The sequence below is a fragment of the Mycolicibacterium sp. XJ1819 genome (genome assembly GCF_053483675.1).
The window spans coordinates 1-20,623 of the sequence record NZ_JBEFST010000016.1 but is presented as its reverse complement, the minus strand read 5'-3'; the positions used below and the strand labels follow the sequence as shown (position 1 = coordinate 20,623).

At 67.9% G+C, this 20,623-nt stretch carries 17 protein-coding genes; 6 read left to right on the top strand and 11 right to left on the bottom strand.

Annotated features, from left to right (window positions below; genetic code table 11):
* Nucleotides 1–18 precede the first annotated feature (18 nt).
* On the top strand, nucleotides 19–2,376 hold the full coding sequence (locus tag ABQE89_RS18140; protein WP_448419094.1) for a CaiB/BaiF CoA-transferase family protein: 2,358 nt from the start codon (nucleotides 19–21) through the stop codon (nucleotides 2,374–2,376).
* Nucleotides 2,376–3,839, top strand: coding sequence for an acetyl-CoA acetyltransferase (locus tag ABQE89_RS18135; RefSeq protein ID WP_448419092.1), 1,464 nt, complete (start codon nucleotides 2,376–2,378; stop codon nucleotides 3,837–3,839). Before ABQE89_RS18140 ends, ABQE89_RS18135 begins: the two co-directional genes overlap by 1 nt.
* Nucleotides 3,840–3,848: 9 nt before the next feature.
* Here ABQE89_RS18135 and ABQE89_RS18130 read toward each other — a convergent pair whose 3' ends face one another.
* The 10 genes from ABQE89_RS18130 to ABQE89_RS18085 all read right to left on the bottom strand — a co-directional run bounded on the left by ABQE89_RS18130 (nucleotide 3,849) and on the right by ABQE89_RS18085 (nucleotide 15,762).
* Nucleotides 3,849–4,442 carry a hypothetical protein gene (locus ABQE89_RS18130; protein WP_448419090.1) on the bottom strand — a complete coding sequence of 198 codons (594 nt, stop codon included), beginning with the start codon at nucleotides 4,440–4,442 and terminating at the stop codon, nucleotides 3,849–3,851.
* A gap of 48 nt (nucleotides 4,443–4,490) precedes the next feature.
* Nucleotides 4,491–5,225, bottom strand: a complete 735-nt coding sequence (locus ABQE89_RS18125) for a DUF72 domain-containing protein (RefSeq protein ID WP_448419088.1) — start codon at nucleotides 5,223–5,225, stop codon at nucleotides 4,491–4,493.
* On the bottom strand, nucleotides 5,222–5,356 hold the full coding sequence (locus ABQE89_RS18120) for a hypothetical protein (RefSeq protein WP_448419086.1): 135 nt from the start codon (nucleotides 5,354–5,356) through the stop codon (nucleotides 5,222–5,224). Before ABQE89_RS18120 ends, ABQE89_RS18125 begins: the two co-directional genes overlap by 4 nt.
* Before the next feature lie 45 nt (nucleotides 5,357–5,401).
* A complete protein-coding gene (gene lon / locus ABQE89_RS18115; protein WP_448419084.1) occupies nucleotides 5,402–7,738 on the bottom strand; it encodes an endopeptidase La in 2,337 nt (778 codons plus the stop codon).
* A gap of 177 nt (nucleotides 7,739–7,915) precedes the next feature.
* Nucleotides 7,916–8,920: an esterase family protein gene (locus tag ABQE89_RS18110; RefSeq protein ID WP_448419082.1), complete on the bottom strand. Its 1,005-nt coding sequence runs from the start codon at nucleotides 8,918–8,920 to the stop codon at nucleotides 7,916–7,918.
* Between the two features lie 192 nt (nucleotides 8,921–9,112).
* Nucleotides 9,113–10,366: an alpha-hydroxy acid oxidase gene (locus tag ABQE89_RS18105; RefSeq protein WP_448419080.1), complete on the bottom strand. Its 1,254-nt coding sequence runs from the start codon at nucleotides 10,364–10,366 to the stop codon at nucleotides 9,113–9,115.
* A 10-nt stretch (nucleotides 10,367–10,376) separates the two neighbouring features.
* Nucleotides 10,377–11,777 carry a mechanosensitive ion channel domain-containing protein gene (locus tag ABQE89_RS18100; RefSeq protein WP_448419078.1) on the bottom strand — a complete coding sequence of 467 codons (1,401 nt, stop codon included), beginning with the start codon at nucleotides 11,775–11,777 and terminating at the stop codon, nucleotides 10,377–10,379.
* Nucleotides 11,774–13,945, bottom strand: coding sequence for an adenylate/guanylate cyclase domain-containing protein (locus ABQE89_RS18095; protein WP_448419076.1), 2,172 nt, complete (start codon nucleotides 13,943–13,945; stop codon nucleotides 11,774–11,776). Before ABQE89_RS18095 ends, ABQE89_RS18100 begins: the two co-directional genes overlap by 4 nt.
* A gap of 60 nt (nucleotides 13,946–14,005) precedes the next feature.
* Nucleotides 14,006–15,286: an alpha-amylase family protein gene (locus ABQE89_RS18090; protein WP_448419074.1), complete on the bottom strand. Its 1,281-nt coding sequence runs from the start codon at nucleotides 15,284–15,286 to the stop codon at nucleotides 14,006–14,008.
* Nucleotides 15,283–15,762 (bottom strand): nucleoside deaminase, encoded by a 480-nt coding sequence (locus tag ABQE89_RS18085; RefSeq protein WP_448419072.1) that lies wholly within the window; start codon nucleotides 15,760–15,762, stop codon nucleotides 15,283–15,285. Before ABQE89_RS18085 ends, ABQE89_RS18090 begins: the two co-directional genes overlap by 4 nt.
* Before the next feature lie 64 nt (nucleotides 15,763–15,826).
* On the opposite strand from ABQE89_RS18085, the gene ABQE89_RS18080 reads away from it, so the two are divergent.
* Nucleotides 15,827–16,453 (top strand): PaaI family thioesterase, encoded by a 627-nt coding sequence (locus tag ABQE89_RS18080; protein WP_448419070.1) that lies wholly within the window; start codon nucleotides 15,827–15,829, stop codon nucleotides 16,451–16,453.
* On the opposite strand, the gene ABQE89_RS18075 is transcribed toward ABQE89_RS18080, so the two are convergent.
* Nucleotides 16,425–18,410 carry an FUSC family protein gene (locus tag ABQE89_RS18075; protein ID WP_448419068.1) on the bottom strand — a complete coding sequence of 662 codons (1,986 nt, stop codon included), beginning with the start codon at nucleotides 18,408–18,410 and terminating at the stop codon, nucleotides 16,425–16,427. The two genes, ABQE89_RS18080 and ABQE89_RS18075, sit on opposite strands and share 29 nt — an antisense overlap.
* Nucleotides 18,411–18,684: 274 nt before the next feature.
* Here ABQE89_RS18075 and ABQE89_RS18070 point away from each other — a divergent pair, with 274 nt between their 5' ends.
* The 3 genes from ABQE89_RS18070 to ABQE89_RS18060 form a co-directional block, all read left to right on the top strand.
* The gene (locus ABQE89_RS18070; protein ID WP_448419066.1) at nucleotides 18,685–19,527 is read left to right on the top strand and encodes an SH3-like domain-containing protein; all 843 of its coding nucleotides are present in this window, start codon (nucleotides 18,685–18,687) and stop codon (nucleotides 19,525–19,527) included.
* A gap of 8 nt (nucleotides 19,528–19,535) precedes the next feature.
* Nucleotides 19,536–20,240, top strand: a complete 705-nt coding sequence (scnC, locus tag ABQE89_RS18065) for a thiocyanate hydrolase subunit gamma (protein WP_448419064.1) — start codon at nucleotides 19,536–19,538, stop codon at nucleotides 20,238–20,240.
* Nucleotides 20,241–20,345: 105 nt separating this feature from the next.
* On the top strand, nucleotides 20,346–20,623 hold a 278-nt coding region (locus ABQE89_RS18060; RefSeq protein ID WP_448419340.1), incomplete at its 3' end, for a thiocyanate hydrolase.

Here is a 20,623-nt window from a genome sequence, read left to right as displayed (position 1 = left end):
AGCACTAACCTGTCGGTCGTGCGGGATTTCGAGGCGGGCGACGGGCTGCTGGCGTCGCTGCGGGTGCTGGATCTGGGCGGCGCGGAGTCCGACGCGGTGGGCCGGTGGTACGCGGACCTGGGCGCCGACGTGCTCAAGATCGAACCACCCGACGGCAGTGACGCGCGCCGGGCGTTGCCCAGTGTGGCCGGTGCCGCCATCGCGTTCGGGGTGCACAACGCCAACAAGCGCAGCGCGGTGCTCGACCCCGCAGACCCCGAGGACCGGCGCCGGTTCGTCGCACTGGCCGAAACCGCCGATCTCGTCGTCGACAGCGGAAATCCCGGCCGCGCCGCCGGCTACGGCGTAGCGGGTCGGGCGTTGGCACAGCGATTCGGCCATCTCGTGGTGTTGTCGGTGACCGACTTCGGCGCCGAAGGACCCTATGCGTCGAGGCGTGCCACCGACCCCGTGCTGTACGCGATGTCGACCGCGCTGTCGCGCACCGGGCCGACCGCCGGAACCCCGGTGCTGCCGCCCGACGGGGTGGCGTCGTCCACCGCGGCCGCGCAGGCGGCGTGGGCGGGGCTGGTCGCCTACTACCACCGGCTGCGCACCGGTGCCGGCGACTACATCGATTTCTCACGGTTCGAGGCGGTGCTGCAGTCGCTCGATCCGCCCTACGGCGCCGAGGGCCAGGCGTCGTCCGGGACGAAGCCGGCCCACGAGCTGTGGCGGGGCCGACCGCGAAATCAACACATCTATCCGATCTTTCGGTGCAAGGACGGCCACGTCCGCATCTGTCTCCTCTCGGCGCGGCAATGGCGGGGGATGTTCGGTTGGCTCGGCGAGCCCGCGCAGTTCGCCGACCCCGAGTTCGACACCATCGCCGGACGGTATGCGGTTTCGCGCGAGCTCAACGCCGCGATCGCGGCGTTGTTCGCCGCGCACACCAAGGAAGAACTGGTCGCAGCGGGCCAGGCGCGCGGAGTGCCGGTCGCGGCGGTGCTCACCCCGGCCGAGACCCTGGAGTCGGCGCATTTCCGCGCGGTCGGGGCGTTGACCGCGATGCAGGTCACCCAGGACGTGACGCTGACTGCACCTTCCGGTCCGTTCGTCGTCGACGGCCGGCGCGCCGGTCTGCGTCGACCCGCCCCGGCGCCGGGAGACGACGAACCCGCTTGGGTCACAACCGAATCAACACGTCAACCTGAAAGCGCCACGGTGCTGCGGCCGTTCGACGGGCTGCGGATCCTCGACCTCGGCGTCATCGTCGCAGGCGGGGAACTGGGCAGGCTGTTCGCCGATCTGGGCGCGGAGGTGATCAAGATCGAGAGTGCCGCCTACCCCGACGGGCTGCGTCAGACGCCACCGGGGATGACGATGAGCAGGTCGTGGGCGGTGACCCACCGCAACGAAGGCAGCCTCGGCCTGGATCTTCGACGGCCCGAGGGCGCCGAACTGTTCGCCCGCCTGGTGGCGGGCGCCGACGCGGTGTTCGCGAACTTCAAGCCCGGAACGCTTGCCTCGCTCGGTTTCTCCTATGAGCGGCTGCGCGAACTCAATCCGGGAATCGTGTTGGCCGAGAGCAGCGCATTCGGGGCGGCGGGTCCGTGGAGCGAGCGGATGGGCTATGGGCCGTTGGTCCGTGCGACGACCGGGGTCACCTGGCTGTGGCGGTCTGCGGATGCCGAGCCGGGCACCTTCTACGACGCCACCACGATCTTTCCCGACCACGTCTCGGCACGACTCACCGCCATCGCGGCGCTGTCCGCACTGGTTCGCCGGGAACGCACCGGAACCGGTGCGCACGTGCACATCTCGCAGGCAGAGGCGGCGGTCAACCAACTCGCGACGGCCTACACCGCCGAGGCGGCGCGGGCGGCGGGGCTGACGGTTAGCGACGACACGGCCAACCACGGCGTCTACCCGTGCGAGGGTGAGGACGAATGGTGTGTGATCTCGTTGCGTTCCGACGACGACCGCGCGGCGCTGGCCGCCGTCATCGGCACCGACCTGCCCGCCGACGGTGACCGACTGTTCGCCACCGTCTCGGACTGGACTTCCGCACTGGACAAGAGCGTGGTGGCCGAGGCTGTGCAGCGCGCGGGGGTGCCCGCCGCGCCGATGAACAGGGCCGTCGACGTTCCCGCCGATCCGCAGGTGAGGTGTCGCGGGCTCTACGCCGACATGGTGCATCCGCTGGTGAACGCGCCGATTCTGAGCGAGACGGGACCGGCCCCGTTCACCGCGATCCCTCGCTGTGAGTTCCGACCCGCCCCGATGCCCGGCGAACACACCCGGGAGATCTGTCAGAAGGTGCTGGGGATGGACGCCGCCGAGATCGATCGACTGCTCGCCGACGACGTGCTGTTCAGTTACCAAGGGAGGCCATGATGGATCCTCGCACGCCGGTGCTGGTCGGATACGGCCAGCACAACCAGCGTGAGGTCAACCCCAGCGTGGAACCGGTCGACCTGATGGCCGCGGCCGCCCTGGCCGCCGCCGACCAGCGGGCGCTGGAGGCCGTGGACGCGGTGCGGGTGGTCAACCTGCTGTCCTGGCGCTACCGCGACGCCGGACTGCTGCTGGCGCAGCGCATCGGGGCCACCGACGCGAGCACCCGCTACACCGGTATCGGCGGCAACGTTCCGCAGTCCCTGGTCAACCAGGCCTGCCTCGATATTCAGGCCGGCCGCGCCGACGCCGTGCTGATCGCGGGCGCGGAGACATGGCGCACTCGAAACCGGTTGCGCGCCAACGGCGAAAGACCGGACTGGACGCATCAAGACGAAACGGTGCCACTTGCCGAGGGCTCCGACGAGAGCTTCGAGTTGGCCGGGCCTGCCGAACTGCGGATCAATCTTGACCGGCCTGCCTATGTCTACCCGATGTTCGAGCAGGCCGTGAGAATCGCGTCGGGGGAGTCGACGGTGGATCATCGCCGCCGCATCGGTGAGTTGTGGTCACGGTTCAGTGAGGTGGCCGCCACCAATCCCCATGCCTGGAGCCGCGAAGCACTGACGGCCGACGACATCTGGCAGCCGGGCCCGCGCAACCGGATGGTCAGCTGGCCATATACCAAGCTGATGAACTCCAACAACATGGTGGACCAGGGCGCAGCACTGCTGCTGATGTCCGTGGAGAAGGCCAAGCACCTGCAGATCCCCTCAGACCGTTGGGTTTTCCCGTATGCGGGTACGGATGCCCACGACACGCTGACCATCAGCGCCCGGCCGGAGTTCCATACCTCCCCGGCGATCCGCATCGCGGGCAGACGCGCATTGGAGCTCGCGCGCGTCGGCGTCGACGACGTCGAGTTGATCGACCTGTACTCCTGTTTCCCGTCGGCGGTACAGGTGGCCGCCGGCGAACTCGGCCTGTCACTCGACGACCCGGCCAGACCGTTGACGGTGACGGGTGGGCTCACGTTCGCCGGTGGCCCGTGGAACAACTACGTCACCCATTCGATCGCCACCATGGCCGAGCTCCTGGTGGCCAGTCCGGGTACCAGAGGGCTGATCAGCGCAAACGGGGGTTACCTGACCAAACACAGCTTCGGGGTATACGGCACCGCCCCGCCCACTCACGAATTCCGTTGGCAAGAATTGCAATCCGAGGTCGACCGTGAACCTGTGCGCAGCGCCGCGGTCGAGTGGGCCGGGGTGGGCACCGTCGAGACATGGACCACCCCGTTCAGCCGCGAGGGCACGCCGGAGAAGGCCTTCCTGGCCGTCCGCACACCAGAGGACGCCAGGGCGCTCGCGGTGATCCCCAGCGATGTCGAGGCGACCGTCGAACAGGACATCGCGGGCGCGAAGGTCCGAATCGACGACGACGGCACCGCGACGCTTCTCTAGCCTCGTCGGCTACGGGGCGCCGGCGGGCACCTCGGTGTAGTGCGGCGCGAAGCCCTCCGCGGAGAACGTGAACCCCTTTCGGCTCAACTCGCTGAGGCACGAGACGCCGGTCTCTTGCACGTTGCAGCGGAAGCCGGCCGCGGCCAGCACGCGATTGAAGTCCAACTCCTTGGCCGACGCGTACCGAAACTCGGGCTCTTCGAGCGCTACGAAACCGGCGTCGGCCTCCCGCCCGACGACTACCGCGTTGGGTGTGCTCGCCTCTCCGGCCGAGTCGGGCACCGAGTCGGGCGCACCGCGGATGCCCATGGCGGACTGCCAACCCGCCGCCGACTGGCAGCCGGCCTTGACCCGCGGCACGATCGCGCACGCCCACCGCCCGCTCGGTGTGGTGAAGAAATACACCGCGTCGCCGTCGAGGTGTGCGACGTAGTCGAAGGCGTTCACCAGATGGGCCGCGCTCGGCGGCGGCAACGGAGGCGTCGAGGCGGACGTCGCCGGGGTGGCCGCGGGCGGTTCGCCGGTGTTGACGATCCGCTCGGCCGAACACCCCGCCACCGCGCCGGCCAGCAGCATCACGCAAAACAGGTATGTGGCACGCATATCGGTGGCCAGCGTGCCGGATCAGGGTGTCGGGCGGCAACCCGGCGGTCAACCGACGCGCGCGGCCACCAGTTCCTTGAACCTATAAGCGTTGCGAATGGCGTGCCCGCCGAGGTCGTTGTTGAAGTAGACGAGCACGCGCCGTCCCGCCGCGTGCCATCCGCAGATCCGGTCGGCCCACCGACTCAACTCGGCGTCCGGATACGAGCCGGCGTACCGCGACTCCTGCGGCGGCCCGTGTAACCGCACATACACCAAGTCACCGGTCGCCACCGGCACGCATTTCATGCCCGCGCCGCTCATCACCACATACGCGACGTTGTGCCGCTCCAAAATCGCGTACACAGCCGCGGCGTCCCAGGACTCGTGTCGCAACTCCATGGCGACCGGGATCCAGTCCGGCACCGCGGACAAGAATTGCTCGAGCAACGCATCGTCGCGCTGCAGTGCCGGATGCAGTTGAACGAGCAGCGCCTCGCGCCGCTCGCCGAGCGCCGTCCAGCACCGCTCGAAGCGCTCCACCCACGGTTCCGGCGAACGCAGCCGACGGTAATGCGTCAGTCCGCGGTGCGCCTTGACCGACATGGTGAAGCCCTCGGGCAGCCGCTGCCGCCAGCCGGCGAACGTCGCGTCTTTGGGCCAGCGGTAGAAGCTGGCGTTGAGTTCGACGGTGTCGAACTCCTCGACATAGCGGGCCAGTCGTTTGGCGACCGGCAGTCCCGGGCGGTACAACACGCCGTCCCAGTGGTCATAGGACCAACCGGAGGTGCCGATCCGGATCATCTGCCCGGCGACACCTTGTCGCGCAGGTCGTCGTCCAGCGAGGCCCTCACCGGTGCCGCCGCGTCGGCGTAGGTGATGCCGGCCTGCCGGAGCAGGTCGGTCACCAACTGCTGGTCCGCTTTGGTGGCCATCCCGGCTGGCGTACCCGCGCCATCTGGCGGGCAAACTCGGCCGGGTCAGGCGGCGGTGGTCGCCGCCGCCTCGACCGGTTCCAACGCCTGCGCGATGATGTCGGCGACATCGGTCATCGGCTTGACCTCAAGCGACTCCAGCACATCGGCCGGCACGTCGTCGAGGTCGGGTTCGTTGCGTTGCGGAAGGAAAACCGTTGAGAGCCCGGCCCGTTGCGCAGCGAGCAGCTTCTGCTTGATCCCACCGACAGGCAACACCCGCCCGTTCAGCGTCACCTCGCCGGTCATGCCGACATCGGAGCGCACCCGGCGCCCGGTCGCCATCGACACCAGCGCGGTCACCATTGTGACGCCGGCCGACGGACCGTCCTTGGGCACCGCGCCCGCGGGCACGTGCACGTGGATGCGCCGCTCCAGCGTCTTGGGGTCGACGCCCAACTCGGCTGCGTGCGAGCGCACATAGGACAGTGCGATCTGTGCCGACTCCTTCATCACGTCACCGAGCTGGCCGGTGAGCTGCAGGTCGGGTTCGCCGTCGGTCGCCCCGGCTTCGATGTAGAGCACATCGCCGCCGAGTCCGGTCACCGCCAACCCGGTGGCCACGCCGGGCACCGCCGTGCGCTCCGCCGACTCGGGCAAGAACCGCGGGCGACCCAGGTAGTCAACGAGATCCGGCTCGTCGATGACGATGTGGTCGACGGGTCCGTCCTGCAGCTTCGTCGCGACCTTGCGCAGCGCCTTGGCCAGCAGCCGTTCGAACTGCCGCACGCCGGGCTCCCGGGTGTAGTCGGCCGCGATCTTGCGCAGTGCGGCCTCGGTGATCGTCACCTCGTTTTCGGTCAACGCCGCCTTCTCGCGCTGCCGGGGCAGCAGGAAGTCACGAGCAATGGCCAGTTTGTCGTCGGCGGTGTAGCCGTCGATCTCCACCAGCTCCATGCGGTCCAGCAGCGCCGACGGGATGTTCTCGATCACGTTGGCGGTGGCCAAAAACACCACGTCGGACAGGTCCAGGTCCAGATCCAGGTAGTGGTCGCGGAACGTGTGGTTCTGCGCCGGGTCCAGGACCTCCAGCAGCGCCGCGGCCGGATCGCCACGGTAATCGGAGCCGACCTTGTCGATCTCGTCGAGCAGCACGACCGGGTTCATCGACCCGGCCTCGCCGATGGCGCGCACGATGCGGCCCGGCAGCGCCCCGACGTAGGTGCGGCGGTGGCCGCGGATCTCGGCCTCGTCGCGCACGCCGCCGAGGGCGACGCGGACGAACTTGCGGCCCAGCGCGCGCGCCACGCTCTCGCCCAGCGACGTCTTGCCCACGCCGGGCGGGCCGGCCAGCACCATCACCGCACCCGAACCGCGCCCGCCGACCACCTGCATACCGCGTTGGACACGACGCGCCCGCACGGCCAGGTACTCGACGATGCGGTCCTTGACGTCCTCCAACCCGTGGTGGTCGGCGTCGAGAATCTCGCGCGCCGCCTTCAGGTCGGTGCTGTCCTCGGTGGTGACGTTCCACGGCAGGTCCAGCACCGTGTCCAACCAGGTACGGATCCACCCGACCTCCGGGCTCTGCTCGCTGGCGCGCTCGAGCTTGCCGACCTCTCGCAGCGCCGCCTCCCGCACCGGTTCGGGCAGGTCGGCGGCCTCGACGCGGCTTCGGTAGTCATCAGAGCCGGTGCCGTCCTCGTCACCCAGTTCCTTGCGGATCGCGGCCAGTTGCTGGCGCAGCAGGAATTCCTTCTGCTGCTTTTCCATGCCCTCGCGGACGTCCTCGGCGATCTTGTCGGTGACCTCGACCTCGGCGAGGTGCTCACCGGTCCACTCGATCAGCAGCTTGAGCCGCTCGGCCACATCCGGGGTCTCGAGCAGTTGCCGCTTTTGCACCTGGCTCAGGTAGGACGCGTACCCGGCGGTGTCGGCCAGCGCCGACGGATCGGTCAGCTGGTTGACGAAGTCGATGATCTGCCAGGCCTCCCGCCGCTGCAGCATGGCCAGCAGCAGCTTCTTGTACTCGGCGGCCAGGGTGCGCACCTCGTCGGTGGGCTCCGATTCGTCGATCTCGGTCACCTCGACCCACAGCGCGGTACCCGGCCCGGTGGCACCGGCGCCGATGTGCGCGCGGCTCCTGCCGCGCACCACCGCCGCGGTACCGCTGCCCCCGGCGATGCGGCCGACCTGCACGATCGAGGCCAGCACACCGTAGGAGGGATAGCGGTCCTCGAGCCGCGGCGCGATCAGCAGCTCACCGGGACCGTCGGTCGCGGCGGCCTTGGCCGCCTCGATGGCGGCGCGTGCGGCGTCGTCCAACTCGATCGGGACCACCATGCCGGGCAGCACGATCGAGTCGCTCAGGAACAGCACTGGCACTGATTTGGCTTCAGCCATCAATCCTCCAAAGTTCAGTCAGATCGACTCAACCCTGGCGGCTGCCCATTTGTTCCCACCTTGCGATTTCGGCGTGTGGGGTCGCGGTCAGCGCAACTTGCCACGCCGAAACCGCAGCTCAACGGGCAGGGAGCCTGCCGCTCGGGGGTACGGCAGGCTCCCTTTAGTGGGTGGCTATCAAGCGGCGGCTTGAGCTCCGAGCACCCGCTGAATGTCGGGCTTCATCATCTCGAGCTGCTGGCCCCAGTACCCCCAGCTGTGCGTGCCCTGCGGCGGGAAGTTGAACACCCCGTTGGTACCGCCCGCGGCGACGTAGTTGTCGCGGAAGGTGATGTTGGTGCGCAACGTGAACCCTTCGAGGAACTGCGCGGCCATCAGGTTGCCACCGGAGGCTCCGGAATCCAGGTCCGACGGTGTGCCGGTGCCGCAGTAGATCCAGATCCTGGTGTTGTTGGCCACCAACTGGCCGATGTTGACCATCGGGTCGTTGCGCTTCCACGCCGGATCCGTCGACGGACCCCACATGCTCTCGGCGTTGTAGCCACCGGAGTCGTTCATCGCCAGCCCGATCAGCATCGGCCACCAGCCCTCAGACGGGTTGAGGAAGCCCGACAGCGACGCGGCGTAGATGAACTTCTCCGGGTAGTAGATCGAGTACGTCAGCGCCGTGCTGCCGGCCATCGAGATGCCGACCACCGCGTTGCCGTTCTGCGAAATGCCCCGGTTCGCCTCCAGCCAGGCGGGCAGTTCCTGGGTCAGGAACGTCTCCCACTTGTAGGTGTAATCCTGGCCGTTGCCCCGCGACGGCTGATACCAGTCGGTGTAGAAGCTGGACATGCCGCCCACCGGCATCACGACCGACAGGCCCGACTGGTAGTACCACTCGAACGCCGGGGTGTTGATGTCCCAGCCGTTGTAGTCGTCCTGGGCGCGCAGGCCGTCGAGCAGATACACCGCGTTGGGCCCGCCACCCTGGAACTGAATCCGGATGTCACGGTTCATCGCGGCCGAGTAGACGTCCAGATACTCCACCGGCAACCCCGGCCGGGAGAACGCGTTGGCCGACACCGAACCCCCGACGACGCCGATGAGCCCCGGCAGAGTCACCGCCGTAACGGCTCCCACCGCCAAGCGGCGCAGCCATCTCTTCCCGGTATCCCGGTACCTCTCCATGAACTTCATAACGGCAACCAACCCACCTTTCGTCGCTTCCACAAGCAATTGCCGTCGCTTATGCCTGCGTAATGAAACACGGTGAAGGGCAGGGCTTCGGTGAGCGACGCCGCGTGGCGACATCGCGGTTGGCTAACAATTCCGACTCGACGCGGACTCGCCGACGGCCCAAATGTGCTGTGACCTGTGGGAATAGTGTGATTACTGTGACTCGCTGCGTCCGTCCGACACGCCGCGCGTGAAGCGGTGCAGCTGGGTGACGTGGCGGGGGTTCAGCTCGCCGAGCGACGTCACGCCGAGCAGCCGCATCGTGCGGACGACCTGTGCAGACAGGATCTCGATGGCGCGGTCGACGCCCGCCTCACCGCCCGCCATCAGCCCGTACAGATAGGCGCGCCCGACCAGAGTGAACCGCGCACCCAGGGCGATCGCGGCCACGATGTCGGCACCGGCCATGATCCCAGTGTCCAGCAAAACCTCGGTGTCGCGTCCGACCTCGCGTGCGACGACCGGCAACAGGTGGAACGGCACCGGAGCGCGGTCAAGCTGGCGTCCACCGTGGTTGGACAGCACAATGCCGTCGGCACCGAGGTCGACGACCGCGCGAGCATCGGCGAGCGTCTGAATTCCCTTGACCACCAACTTGTTCGGCCATTGCTTCTTGATCCACGCCAGGTCGTCGAAGGTGACGGTGGGGTCGAACATCGTGTCGAGGTACTCGGCGACCGTGCCGGGCCAGCGGTCCAGGGACGCGAACGACAGCGGTTCGGTGGTCAGCAGGTCGAACCACCAGTGCGGTCGGACCATCGCGTCGAGCACGGTGCGCGGCGACAGCGACGGCGGAATGGTCATCCCGTTGCGGGTGTCGCGCAGGCGGGCACCTGCGACCGGTACGTCGACTGTGACAAGCAGGGTGTCATAGCCCGCGGCGGCCGCCCGCTCGACCAGCGCCATCGACCGGTCCCGGTCCTTCCACATGTACAGCTGAAACCAATTGCGGCCGTGCGGATTAGCCGACTTGACCGCCTCGATCGACGTGGTGCCCAGCGTAGAGAGACTGAACGGTATCCCTGCCCGGGCGGCGGCGCGGGCGCCGGCGATCTCGCCTTGTGTGTGCATCAACCGGGTGAAGCCGGTCGGCGCGATGCCGAACGGGAGTGCGGCCGGGCCGTCGAGCACGGTCACGCTGGTGTCCAGAGCTGACACATCACGAAGAATCGCGGGGTGAAATTCGATGTCGCGGAATGCTTGTCGGGCCCGCGCAAGCGAGATCTCGTCCTCGGCCGCGCCGTCGGTGTAGTCGAACGCCGCCCTCGGCGCGCGACGCCTGGCGATCCGCGCCAGATCCTCGATGGTCAAGGCCGCGTCGAGTCGTTGTCTGACGCGGTCGAGCGTGGGTTTGCGGAACTGCAGAACAGGCGCAAGATCGCGGGGCCGGGGCACGCGTCGCTTCACCGTGGCCCGCCTAATCCTCGGCGGCCGCCAGCGCGCTGCGCAGACCCGACCGTCGCTCCTCGATGGCCCGCCCGATGTCCTGCAGGAGCACCGGCTTGCGGTGAACGAGATCCTCGATGTAGTTCCGGTCGACCTGCAGGACGGCCACCTCGTCGAGCGCGTATGCCGAGGCGGTGACGGGTTCCCGGGTCAGCGTGGTCTGGCCGAGGAAGTCTCCCTTCTCCAGCGTCCGCAGCGAAATCACCGCACCGTCGTCGCCCGGCACCACCAGGCGCACGCTGCCGTCGATGACGAACGTCATCCGCTGGGGCACTTGACCGCCGTACTGCAGGTACTCGTCGGCGCCGTAGCGGTTCAGGCGCAGGTGCGGGAGCAACTCCTGCTGCTCATCCGGGCTCAACCGCAGTGTGGGAGCGATGATCCGAAGCGCCGCCTGAAGCCGTTCGGTCGTGGCGAACTCGTCTTCGGCCTCGTCGAGGTGCAGTCCCGCGCGACGTGATGCGTACCAGATCCACCGCAGAAACGTCGACTTGGCCGAGAAATCGTCGGCGGGGGAGCGCACGGGTATCGAGGTCGTGAAGGACATCGCCCCGGTGCGGACACTGGACGGTGCGGCGTCCGGCCGCAGATGCGGCAGCATCGCCGCGACACGGTTGAGCGTGGTGATGACCTCGTCGGGCGGGTCGTCGACCGAGAACACCGTGCTCACCGTCAATGCGTGAGTGCCCGCGGGGCGGCTGAAGTTGGTGAACGATGCGGCGGCCAGCACCGAGTTCGGCATGATCAGCAGCCCGCTGCCGGTGTCGATATGCGTTGCCCGCCAGTTGACCTCGACCACGCGACCGCGGCCCGACGGGGTTTCAATCCAGTCGCCGAGTTGGAACGGCTGCTCGAACAGCACCAGCAACCCGGAGATGATCTGGCCGACCGAGTTCTGCAGAGCCAGGCCGAGCACGATCGACGAGACGCCGAGCGCGGCGAACAGCCCGCCGACATTGGCGCCCCAGATGTAGGCGAAGATCAGCCCGACGCCGACGGCGATCAGGATGAACCGGGCGACGTCGAGGAAGATCGACGGAATTCGCTTGCGCCAGGTGCCTTCCGGCGCGCCCTGAAACAGCGTGGCGTTGAGGCCCGACAGCAGCAGCACCAACACCACGAATCCGAACACGGTCGCGACGATGCGCACCGGCGTCGCCTCGCCCGAAACCTCCATGGCCTGCACCAGCAGCACCAGCAGCGCCCCGAGCGGCAGGATGTAGTTGCGGATGACGTGCACCGGGCGGGCCAGGTGGCTGCCACGCCGGCGCAGGGCGTTGTGCAGTTCGGTGAGCAGCACCAGCGCGATCGGAAATCCGACCGCCACCCCGACGGCCCAGTAGAACCACGGCGCGTCGAGCAGGCTGGTCACGACTGCGGCTCCGACAATCGCCAGATGGGTTGCTCTTCGCCGTCGGCGGTAATGGTTCCGGCGGAGGTGAACTCCCGGCTGTCGCGCATCGCTTCATACACCCGCGACGTGACGAACACCCCGGGCTGGCGTGAGCCGGCCTGCACCTGGTAGGCCAGGTTCACCGCCGAACCCCACATGTCGTAGGCCAGCGTGGACCGGCCCACCAGACCGCTGGTCACGGTGCCGGTGTCGATGCCCGCGCGCAATTGCAGGTTGTGGCCCGTCTCGACGTTGAATCTGTGCAAGGTGCGCTGCATCTCGATGGCGAAGTCGACCGTGCGCCGGACGTTGTCCAGCCGCGGAACGCTCAGTCCACAGCTGGCGAGGTAGCCGTCGTGCAGCGTGCGCACCTGCTCGACACCGAGATTGGCTGCCGCAGCGTCGAATTGACGAGTCAGCTTGTTGACGATCGTCAGTAGTTCCTCCGAGCTCAGCTTCTGGCTCAACTCGTTGAGACCCTTGATGTCGGCGAAGATCACGGTGACGTTCTGATTCTCCTGCGCGATCGTCTCCTCGCCCTCCCGGTAGCGCTGCACCACCGGTTCCGGCATCAGCGACAGCAACAGCTGATCGTTCTCCTTGCGCTGCTCGGCGAGCAACTCCTCCTTGATCGCGAGGTTGCGGCTCATCGCGTTGAATGCCACTGTCAGGTCACCGAACTCGTCGCGGGACTGGACCGGGAGCGTGACGTGGTAGTCGCCGGCGCTGATCTGCTCGGCACCGGCCTCGAGTCGGCGGATCGGGCGGACGAACAGCCGGGCCAGCAGCATCGCGGCGATGCACACCACGAAAATGATGACCGCGGTCGACAACACCAGCGTTCGGGTGAACTCCGACACCGGTGCGAACGCCTCCGATGTGTCGAGCTTGGCGGTGATCGACCAGTTCAGCCCCGGCAGGTCCACCGGCGAATAGGCCTGCAATGCCTCCTGCCCGAGGTAATCCTCTTCGATCAGGGTGCCGGTCTGGCCTCGCTGCGCCAGCCGGTTGGCAGCCGATGCCACGGGTTGGATCAGCGTCGTGCCATTCTTGCGGATCGATTCGTCGGCCACGGCCGGCGGCGTTCCGGCCTCGACGACGTCGCGCTTGAACTGTTCGCGGTTCTCCAGGAACAACCGCGAGTCCGACCGCATCAGGTCGTCGGGACCGACCAGAAATGTCTCGCCCGTGCGGCCCAATCCCGCGGCCTCCCACTGTTTGTTCACCGTCATCAACCGGTTGATCTTGTCGATCGGGAACTGCACGGCCAGGACACCTTCGACCCGGTTCCTCGGCCCGACCGGTGACACCATCCACGCGGTCGGTTCCTCAGCAGGCAGGTAGGCAGCGAAGTCGGTGACACCTACGTAGTCGACGGCGTTGGAGGCCAGCGCCTTTCGGTACGCCTCGCGTAGATCGCCCTCGCGGTAAGGACCGGTGAAGATATTGGTGCCCAGATCGGCGCCCTTGTAGGCGCTGTAGACCACGTTGCCGCGGGTGTCGAGCAGCAGCGCGTCCTCGAACGCGAACCGCAGCACGATCTCCCGGAAGAAGTCGTTGAAGCGCGCGTTGGCGGCAGACCAGGCGCTGCCGTCGCGCGCGTCGTCGAACTTGATCGCCTTGTCCCAGTCGTCGAAGGGCGCCGTGTAGTGGGCCTGCAGATACTTCTGCGCGTTCGACGTCGGCAGCAACGCGTCGACATCGACGCGGTTACCGATCTGGTCTTGGTCGTGATCTCCGTATTGTTTGTGGTAGTAGTCGACGATCGACTGCCACTGCCGCGGGGTGATGGTGGCGTCGTTGAGTTCGTCGAAGGCCGGGACGAAGGCTGAGATCGCGTTGGCGGCGGTTTCGCCTCGGGTGTAGATGAGCAGCGAATTCGTCAGGTCGGCGAACTGCGCCTCGAGTTGGCGTGCTTGCGCCGACCGGATCTCGGTGAGCCCCTCGAACACCGCCTCCCGCAGCGAGGAGCGCCCCGACTGGTAACCGATGGCGCCCACCACGGTGGCCGAGACGATGCTGGTGACCAACAACATCAGCAGGAGCTTGGATTGGATGCTGATCCGCGAAAGCACTCTGCGATGTCTGCGTCGTCGTTTTGCGACGGGTTCGACCGGATGCGCGTTCGCTGGCTCGGTTATGGTCATTTGGATTCCACAGACTAGTCGGTGCGCATTGCTGGGGTCGTGGCAGTCGACAAATCGTTGTCAACCGCCGACAGCGATGACCAGCCAGCCGTGCGGTGCGACCTCGCTGCCGGTGACGACGCTCTGCGGCGGGGCGCCGGACCCCGCGATGATGCGACCCTCGGGATATCCGTGTTCGGGCAAATTCACCGACATCGGCGTGTCGTCGATGTTGAGCGCGACCACCAGCGCTTCGGTGCCGCTGCGGGTCTGGTAGACGTAGCGCCTGTTGGCCAGGTGCAGCGCCGAGGTGCGCGCGGTGTGCAGCCAGGCGTGCCTGCGACGCAGCCCGATCAGGTACTGGTGCAGCCGGAAAGTGTCTTGGGCGTGGTCGTCGACCGGAATCGGGGGAGCCGGGAATTCGGGACGCACGGCGTCGTCTCCGCCGCGCCGGTCTTCCTTGACTCCACGGTATGCCCACTCGTCGCCGGCGTAGATGCTCGGGGTGCCCCCGGTGGTCAACAGCAGCACCAACGCGTGCTCGAGATGGCGGGCGTCGTCGAGCCGGCTGGCGATGCGGGTGACGTCGTGGTTACCGACGAACGTCATCGGGACGAACACGTCGAGAAATTCATTGTGTCGCAGCAGCGCCCAGTCCAGTTCGTGGAAGTTGCCGTCGTTGAGGCTGCTCCAGACCGCCTTCCACAGTTCGTATTGCGTCACCGAATCGAAGCCGGCCGACCGCACGTGCGCCGCGTAATCGCCGTGGATGACCTCCCCGACGAACCACGCGTCGGGGAACTCCGCGCGCACCCGGGGAAGCACTTTCGCCCAGAACCGGTCCGGGATCGCATACGCGGCGTCCAGGCGCCACCCGTCGGCGCCCCGGCGCAGCCAGTGCGCCAGCACGTCGACCGCGTAGTCGACGACCTCTGGATTGTCGTGATCGAGCGCGATCAGCTCCGCGTGTCCCTCGAAGGTGTCGAACCCGCTGCCGCGCTTGCGGAACCACGAGGTGTTCTCGAAGGTGGCGGCCACGTGGTTGAAGACACCGTCGAGCAGCACCCGAAGACCACGACGGCGCGCTTCGGCGATCAGGATGTCGAAGTCGCCGTCGTCGCCGAGCCGTGGGTCGATGCGGTAGTGGTCGGTGGTGTCGTAGCCGTGAGTGCGCGACGCGAAGATCGGTCCGAGCGCCAGCCCGGAGGCGCCGAGTTCGATGGCGTAGTCCAAATAGTCCACGATCCGGCGCAGGCGGTGTTCGTCGGCGCCCGGCGGCACGTCGGACGGGAATGCGCCGACGAAGCCCAGCGGGTAGACCTGCCACCAGATCACGTGTTCGACCCAGCCGGGCTCGGTCATGGCCGGTACTTCGCTTCGTAGAGGCCCTTCATCACCTCGCGGAACTCCTCGACCGGGCCGTCGGTGACCACGCCGGGCGCGACCGTGTTGATCGGCAGCGGCGCGACCGGCGATGCCGGTGCACCCCACTGCGACAGCCACCGGCTCAGTTGCTCGGAGGAGGCGGCGTAGACGATGCGGCCGAGCCCGACCCAGGCGTGGGCGGCCGCGCACATCGGGCAGTGCTCACCCGAGGTGTAGACGGTGGCTCTGCTCCGCGCCGCCGGGTCGAGGTGGTGCACGGCCCAGCGCGCGATCGCGAACTCGGGGTGGCGGGTGTGGTCGCCGTCCTTCACACGGTTGCGGTCCTCGAATACCGTCCGCCCCGAGTCGTCGACGAGGACCGAACCGAACGGTTCGTCGCCGTCATCGAGTGCCTCGCGGGCCAGTTCTACGCAGCGCCGCAGTCGCGAGAGGTCCTCATCGCTGATCGCCACAGCCGCCGAGTCTACGTCCGGCGGCGACTCGACAACCGCCGCTAGAACGTGTTCTAGTGCTCGCGTGGTGGAGTTCAAGCACATCGGCGACGTCTCGTCGGCGGAGGTGGACGCCCTGCGCGCCGTCTACCAGCCGCTCGCCGAGTCGGTCCGTGAGCTCGTCGACGCGACGATCCGCACCGAGGTCGACGCCGACACGGTGGCCGCCGTCAAGGCACAGATCGACGCCGCGACGGCCCGGCTGCGCACACATCAGATCGACGGTCCGTTCGGCGTGCGCTACACCACCGGCGGCGACCGGATGCCCTGGGGCAATCCGGTGATCGGAATCCGTAACCCGATCGCACCGCCGGTGCACATCGAGCGCGACGACGACGGCCGGGTGTACACCGATTTCCACCTGGGCGCGGCCTACGAGGGTCCACCGGGTCATGTGCACGGCGGCGTCGCCGCGCTGGTGCTCGACCACGTACTGGGGGAGGTGGCGGCCAACGCGACGAGTCCCCGGTTCACCGGCACCATCACGCTGCGCTATCTGCGCACCACACGCCTGGGCCGACTGCACGCCGAGGCGCGGATCACCGAGGTCGACGGTGTGAAGGCGTACGCGGTGGGACACCTCGCCGACGAAGACGGCGTCACCGTGGAGGCCGAGGGCGTGTTCATTGCGCCGAAGTGGGCTCGCGACTAGCGTCGATGCCGATCAGGCTGCGGGTGATGGTCGCGATCTCGGCCACGAGCACCCGGGCCGCGCGGTTCTCCTCGGTCAGCGTCGCCGCCTTCTCCCGCACCTGTTGGGTCGCCGACGTCAGCGCCGCGGCATCCACCGACCATGCCGTCGCGGGGTTCGGCGGGGCGCCGCGCAGGGCGTCGACGTAATCGTCGACGGCGGCGACGAACTCGGGTGTCAGCGCGATCTGTGCCTGCATGCTGTTCTCCAGTGATGTGCACGCGCCGGTGACCGCGTTCAGCGCGGCCCGCAACGACCGCAGCCACCGGCGCAGTTCGCGCGAGTCCAACCGGGTGGCCCCGGATGCGGCTTCGAACGCCGCGCGGGCCCGGTACGCCCGCTGCCAGGCCGCCTCCACCGCCTCGGTGGGGTGGTCGATCTCGTGCATGAACGCCTTGATGACGGTGGCGGCGTATTCGACTTCGGCCTTGAGCAACTCACCGGCCCGGTGCCGCAGTCGGGTCAACGCATGGTCGGGGAACGCCACGTGCGCGACCACTGCGAAGCCGCCGCCGATCGCAATCGAGAACAGGCGGTCCTCCATGGTGGCACTCGCGGCCAGTGCGTCGATGTTGAGCAGGAACACCGCCGCGGCCGACAACGCCGCGGCGGAGGCGATGTGGCCGAACCGGTTCACCGCGTACATCAGCCCGAGGAACAGCACGCCCGTCACCGCCGCGGCCGAACCGGTCGGCAGCCACAGCAGTGTGATCAACGATGCGACAACGACGCCGGCGGCGATGCCGCCGACCCGGCCGAAGCAGCGGGTGTAGGTGTGTGCGGACTCGGGCCGCAGCACCATCAGGACGGTCAGCGCGATCCAGTATCCGTGGTTGATGGGGGCGAACCGGTCCGCGGCGATGGCCAGCGCGGTGGCCGCTGACAGTCGCACGGCGTGGCGCAGGATCGGTGATCGCCACGAAAGGTGGCCGGCGACCACCACCGCGGCGGCACGCAGCGGGCTGATCAGGTCGGGCCGCCGAAGGTCCGGGAACCGGAACTCCGCGGCCTGATGCAGTTGCTGCGAGAAGCGTTGCGCTGCCGCTGCTTCCGTCCCGGTCAGGCCGCGCATCACGGTGTCCATCCGGACCAGGGCGTGTTCGGCCTCACGCCTGGCCGTGTGACTGTGGAAGGCGATCGCGTCGAGGGCGGCGGCGGCGTCGTCGAGCAGTTGCGAAACGCCGTCACCGTCGCCGTCCTGGGCGCGTTGCAGTTCACGCAACGCCGCCATGGTGCGCTCGGGCAATCGGTAGCCGCCGTGGTAGGCCTTGGGTCGCCGGGTGGCCTGGCTGTCGACGAACACGTCGCGCAGCCAGGTCAGCGGCGCCACGTTGACCGACGCGTCCCGGTTCGTCGCGACCCGGCGGGCATCGGCGGCCAGGGAGCGGTAGGCCCGCGACAGCGCATCGCGCTGCATCCGCCACCGGTGCGGGGGCCATACCGCGATCAGCGCGGCCTGTACGCATCCCGCCGCGATGGTCAGCACTGTCGGTACCAACACCGCCTCGAAGGAGGACGGGTTCGGCGGCGCGATCACCAGCAGCGCACCGGCGGCGGTGGCCACCAGTCCGGCGTTGCGGCCCAGTGCCCACTGCATACCGGCCGCGAAGCACCACAGCGCCACCACCGCGATGAACAACACGGTGAGCGCCGAGGTCAGCGCACCCAGCAGCACCGCGACGCCCATCTGGGCGGAGACCACGATCACCAGGGGGACCCGCCCACCCGGGCTGTCCTGCATCGCGATGCCGCCCGCGATGGCGCCCGCGGCGGCCGTCCACACCGCCGCGCCGGGGTAGCCCGCGGTGAGCGCGAGCGCCGACATCCCCAGCACCCCGAGCAGGCTTCGGGCCACCGCGCCGAAGTCCGGTGTGGTCGGCCGTAGCGCGCCGCCGCCGATCCGGCTGCCGGTGGTCATGTCCTCATTCTCACGTTCTCGATGTCACCGAACGGTAGAGCACACGCGTCGAATCGGTGTGACCTCGGGCAATCTCGTCGCGCCCTGGCCTGGGCCGACTCGGCCGCCTCCGCCGAAAGCCATGCCGCAGTGACGTTGTCAGCTGTTCGCGATTTTCCCCTGTGTGAGCCCGCAACCCGAGATAAAGTCGGCGGATAAGTCGCGGTGGACCCGGTGATCCGGATTCGGTGAGGCTTGCCCGGCGTGCGGACGACCGCACCGGAAAGGAGCTCTCATGAGCACGGCGGCCCAACGCGCGGATCAGCTTGCGCTCGTCGCCCGGTTGAAGTCGGCATTCCCCGAACTGCCCGATGCCCCGACACCCGATCTGCTCGACCATGAGCGGATCACCGCCTATCTCAAACCCGTCCACGACGTCGGCGGTGAGCCCGACGCGCCGATGAAGTACGAGAACAAGCAGTACGAGCTGTGGGAGCACATGACATATGTGATCTGCGAAGTGCTGGCGTGGCGCGGGATCTGGCTGTCCGAGGAACGTCGCCGCATCGGCAACGTCGACGTGGGCCGGGCCCAGTATCTGGGCCTGCCTTACTACGGCCGCTGGTTGTTGGCGGTGGCCCGGGTCCTGGTGGAAAAACACCACATCGGCCTGACCGAGTTGAGTGAGCGGATGCTCGAGGTCAAGGCGCGCTACGCCGACGGCCTCGACGGCAGAAAGCCGGCGGCCATGCCGAAATCCGAGGGGGACGGCTCGCAGGTCAAGCGCAACGCCCACCACCTGCACGCGGTGGGCAAGGGTGACCCGCAGGTGTATTCCGGCCAGGCGGGCAAGGCCAAGTTCAAGGTGGGCGACGCGGTGGTGGTGCGTGAGCTTCCAGTGATCTTCTACACCCGCACCCCCGAGTATGTGCGCGGCGCGAGGGGCGAGATCGCCACGGTGGCCTACGAAAGCCCCGCGGCCGAGGACGAGACCTGGGACCGCACCGATGCCAAACCGGAGTGGTTCTACGTCGTGCGGTTCAACCTGGCGACGCTGTGGGACGGCTACACGGGCACCGCCGAGGACATCGTAGAGACCGAGATCCCCGAACATTGGCTCGAAGCGGCCGCGAGATAGGAAGTGACATGACGGATCACGGTCACGATCACGACCGCACGGTGGCACCGATGGTGGACGAGATCACCGATTTCGAGGTGCTCGAGATCGCGCTGCGTGAACTGTGTATCGAGAAGGGCATCTTCACCGCCGAGGAACACCGGCGCTTCACCGAGTTCGCCGAGCAGATCGGCCCGACGCCGGCCGCGCACCTGGTCGCCAAGGCGTGGCTGGATCCCGAGTTCGAGAAACTCGCACTGGCCGAACCGATGACGGCCAGCAAGGAGGTCGGTGTCGACTGGATGGAACCGACGGGGTTCGGCACACCCAGCGACTTCACCGCGTTCGAGATCCTCGCTGACACCCCCACCCTGCACAACGTGATCGTGTGCGCGCTGTGCTCGTGCTATCCGCGCCCGATTCTCGGCAATTCACCGGAGTGGTACCGCACGCCGAACTATCGCAGGCGGATGGTGCGATGGCCGCGCCAGGTGCTCGCCGAGTTCGGGCTCTACCTGCCCGACGACATCGCGGTGCGCGTGCAGGATTCGAACCAGAAGCACCGCTTCATGGTGATGCCGATGCGCCCGGAGGGCACCGAGGACTGGACCGAAGACCAACTGGCCGAGATCCTCACCCGCGACTGCCTGATCGGGGTGGCGCTGCCCAAGCCGGGCGTGACCGCCAACGTGGTCACCGCCACTCGCCCTGCGATCCACCCTGTCGCTGATTGACCTGTAGGAGCGAAACCTGTGGCGACTCAAGATGATTCCTCGATCGACGCCGTCGAGATCGGCTCGCTTTCCGAGATCGTCGACCGAAACCAGGTGTGGCCGGTGATGGCCGCCAAGTACGGCGTCGAGAATCCCGTGCCGCCGTGGAAGACCAGTCTCGACGGCATCTGCGATGCGCTCGACCGGGCCGCGTGCGCCGAGAACGTCCCGTCCTTCAAGGAACGGCGTGACGAAGAGGACCTGCTGTCGTCGACGGTGTATTCGCACCTGCCGTATCCGGAGAACCAACTCGTCGCCCTCGCGCATTCGCTGATCGCCCGCGGCGTCATCGACGAGGCCGAACTGCGGCAGCGACTGGCCGGCATCCGGCAGCGACTGGAAGC

Coding starts and splice junctions, on each gene's coding strand:
- ABQE89_RS18110 (WP_448419082.1), bottom strand. CDS start 8,920: ATGAAGTTCATGGAGAGGTACCGGGATACCGGGAAGAGATGGCTGCGC.
- ABQE89_RS18130 (WP_448419090.1), bottom strand. CDS start 4,442: ATGCGTGCCACATACCTGTTTTGCGTGATGCTGCTGGCCGGCGCGGTG.
- ABQE89_RS18090 (WP_448419074.1), bottom strand. CDS start 15,286: ATGACCGAGCCCGGCTGGGTCGAACACGTGATCTGGTGGCAGGTCTAC.
- ABQE89_RS18120 (WP_448419086.1), bottom strand. CDS start 5,356: ATGGCCACCAAAGCGGACCAGCAGTTGGTGACCGACCTGCTCCGGCAG.
- scnC (WP_448419064.1), top strand. CDS start 19,536: ATGACGGATCACGGTCACGATCACGACCGCACGGTGGCACCGATGGTG.
- lon (WP_448419084.1), bottom strand. CDS start 7,738: ATGGCTGAAGCCAAATCAGTGCCAGTGCTGTTCCTGAGCGACTCGATC.
- ABQE89_RS18095 (WP_448419076.1), bottom strand. CDS start 13,945: ATGACCATAACCGAGCCAGCGAACGCGCATCCGGTCGAACCCGTCGCA.
- ABQE89_RS18070 (WP_448419066.1), top strand. CDS start 18,685: ATGAGCACGGCGGCCCAACGCGCGGATCAGCTTGCGCTCGTCGCCCGG.
- ABQE89_RS18135 (WP_448419092.1), top strand. CDS start 2,376: ATGGATCCTCGCACGCCGGTGCTGGTCGGATACGGCCAGCACAACCAG.
- ABQE89_RS18125 (WP_448419088.1), bottom strand. CDS start 5,225: ATGATCCGGATCGGCACCTCCGGTTGGTCCTATGACCACTGGGACGGC.
- ABQE89_RS18075 (WP_448419068.1), bottom strand. CDS start 18,410: ATGACCACCGGCAGCCGGATCGGCGGCGGCGCGCTACGGCCGACCACA.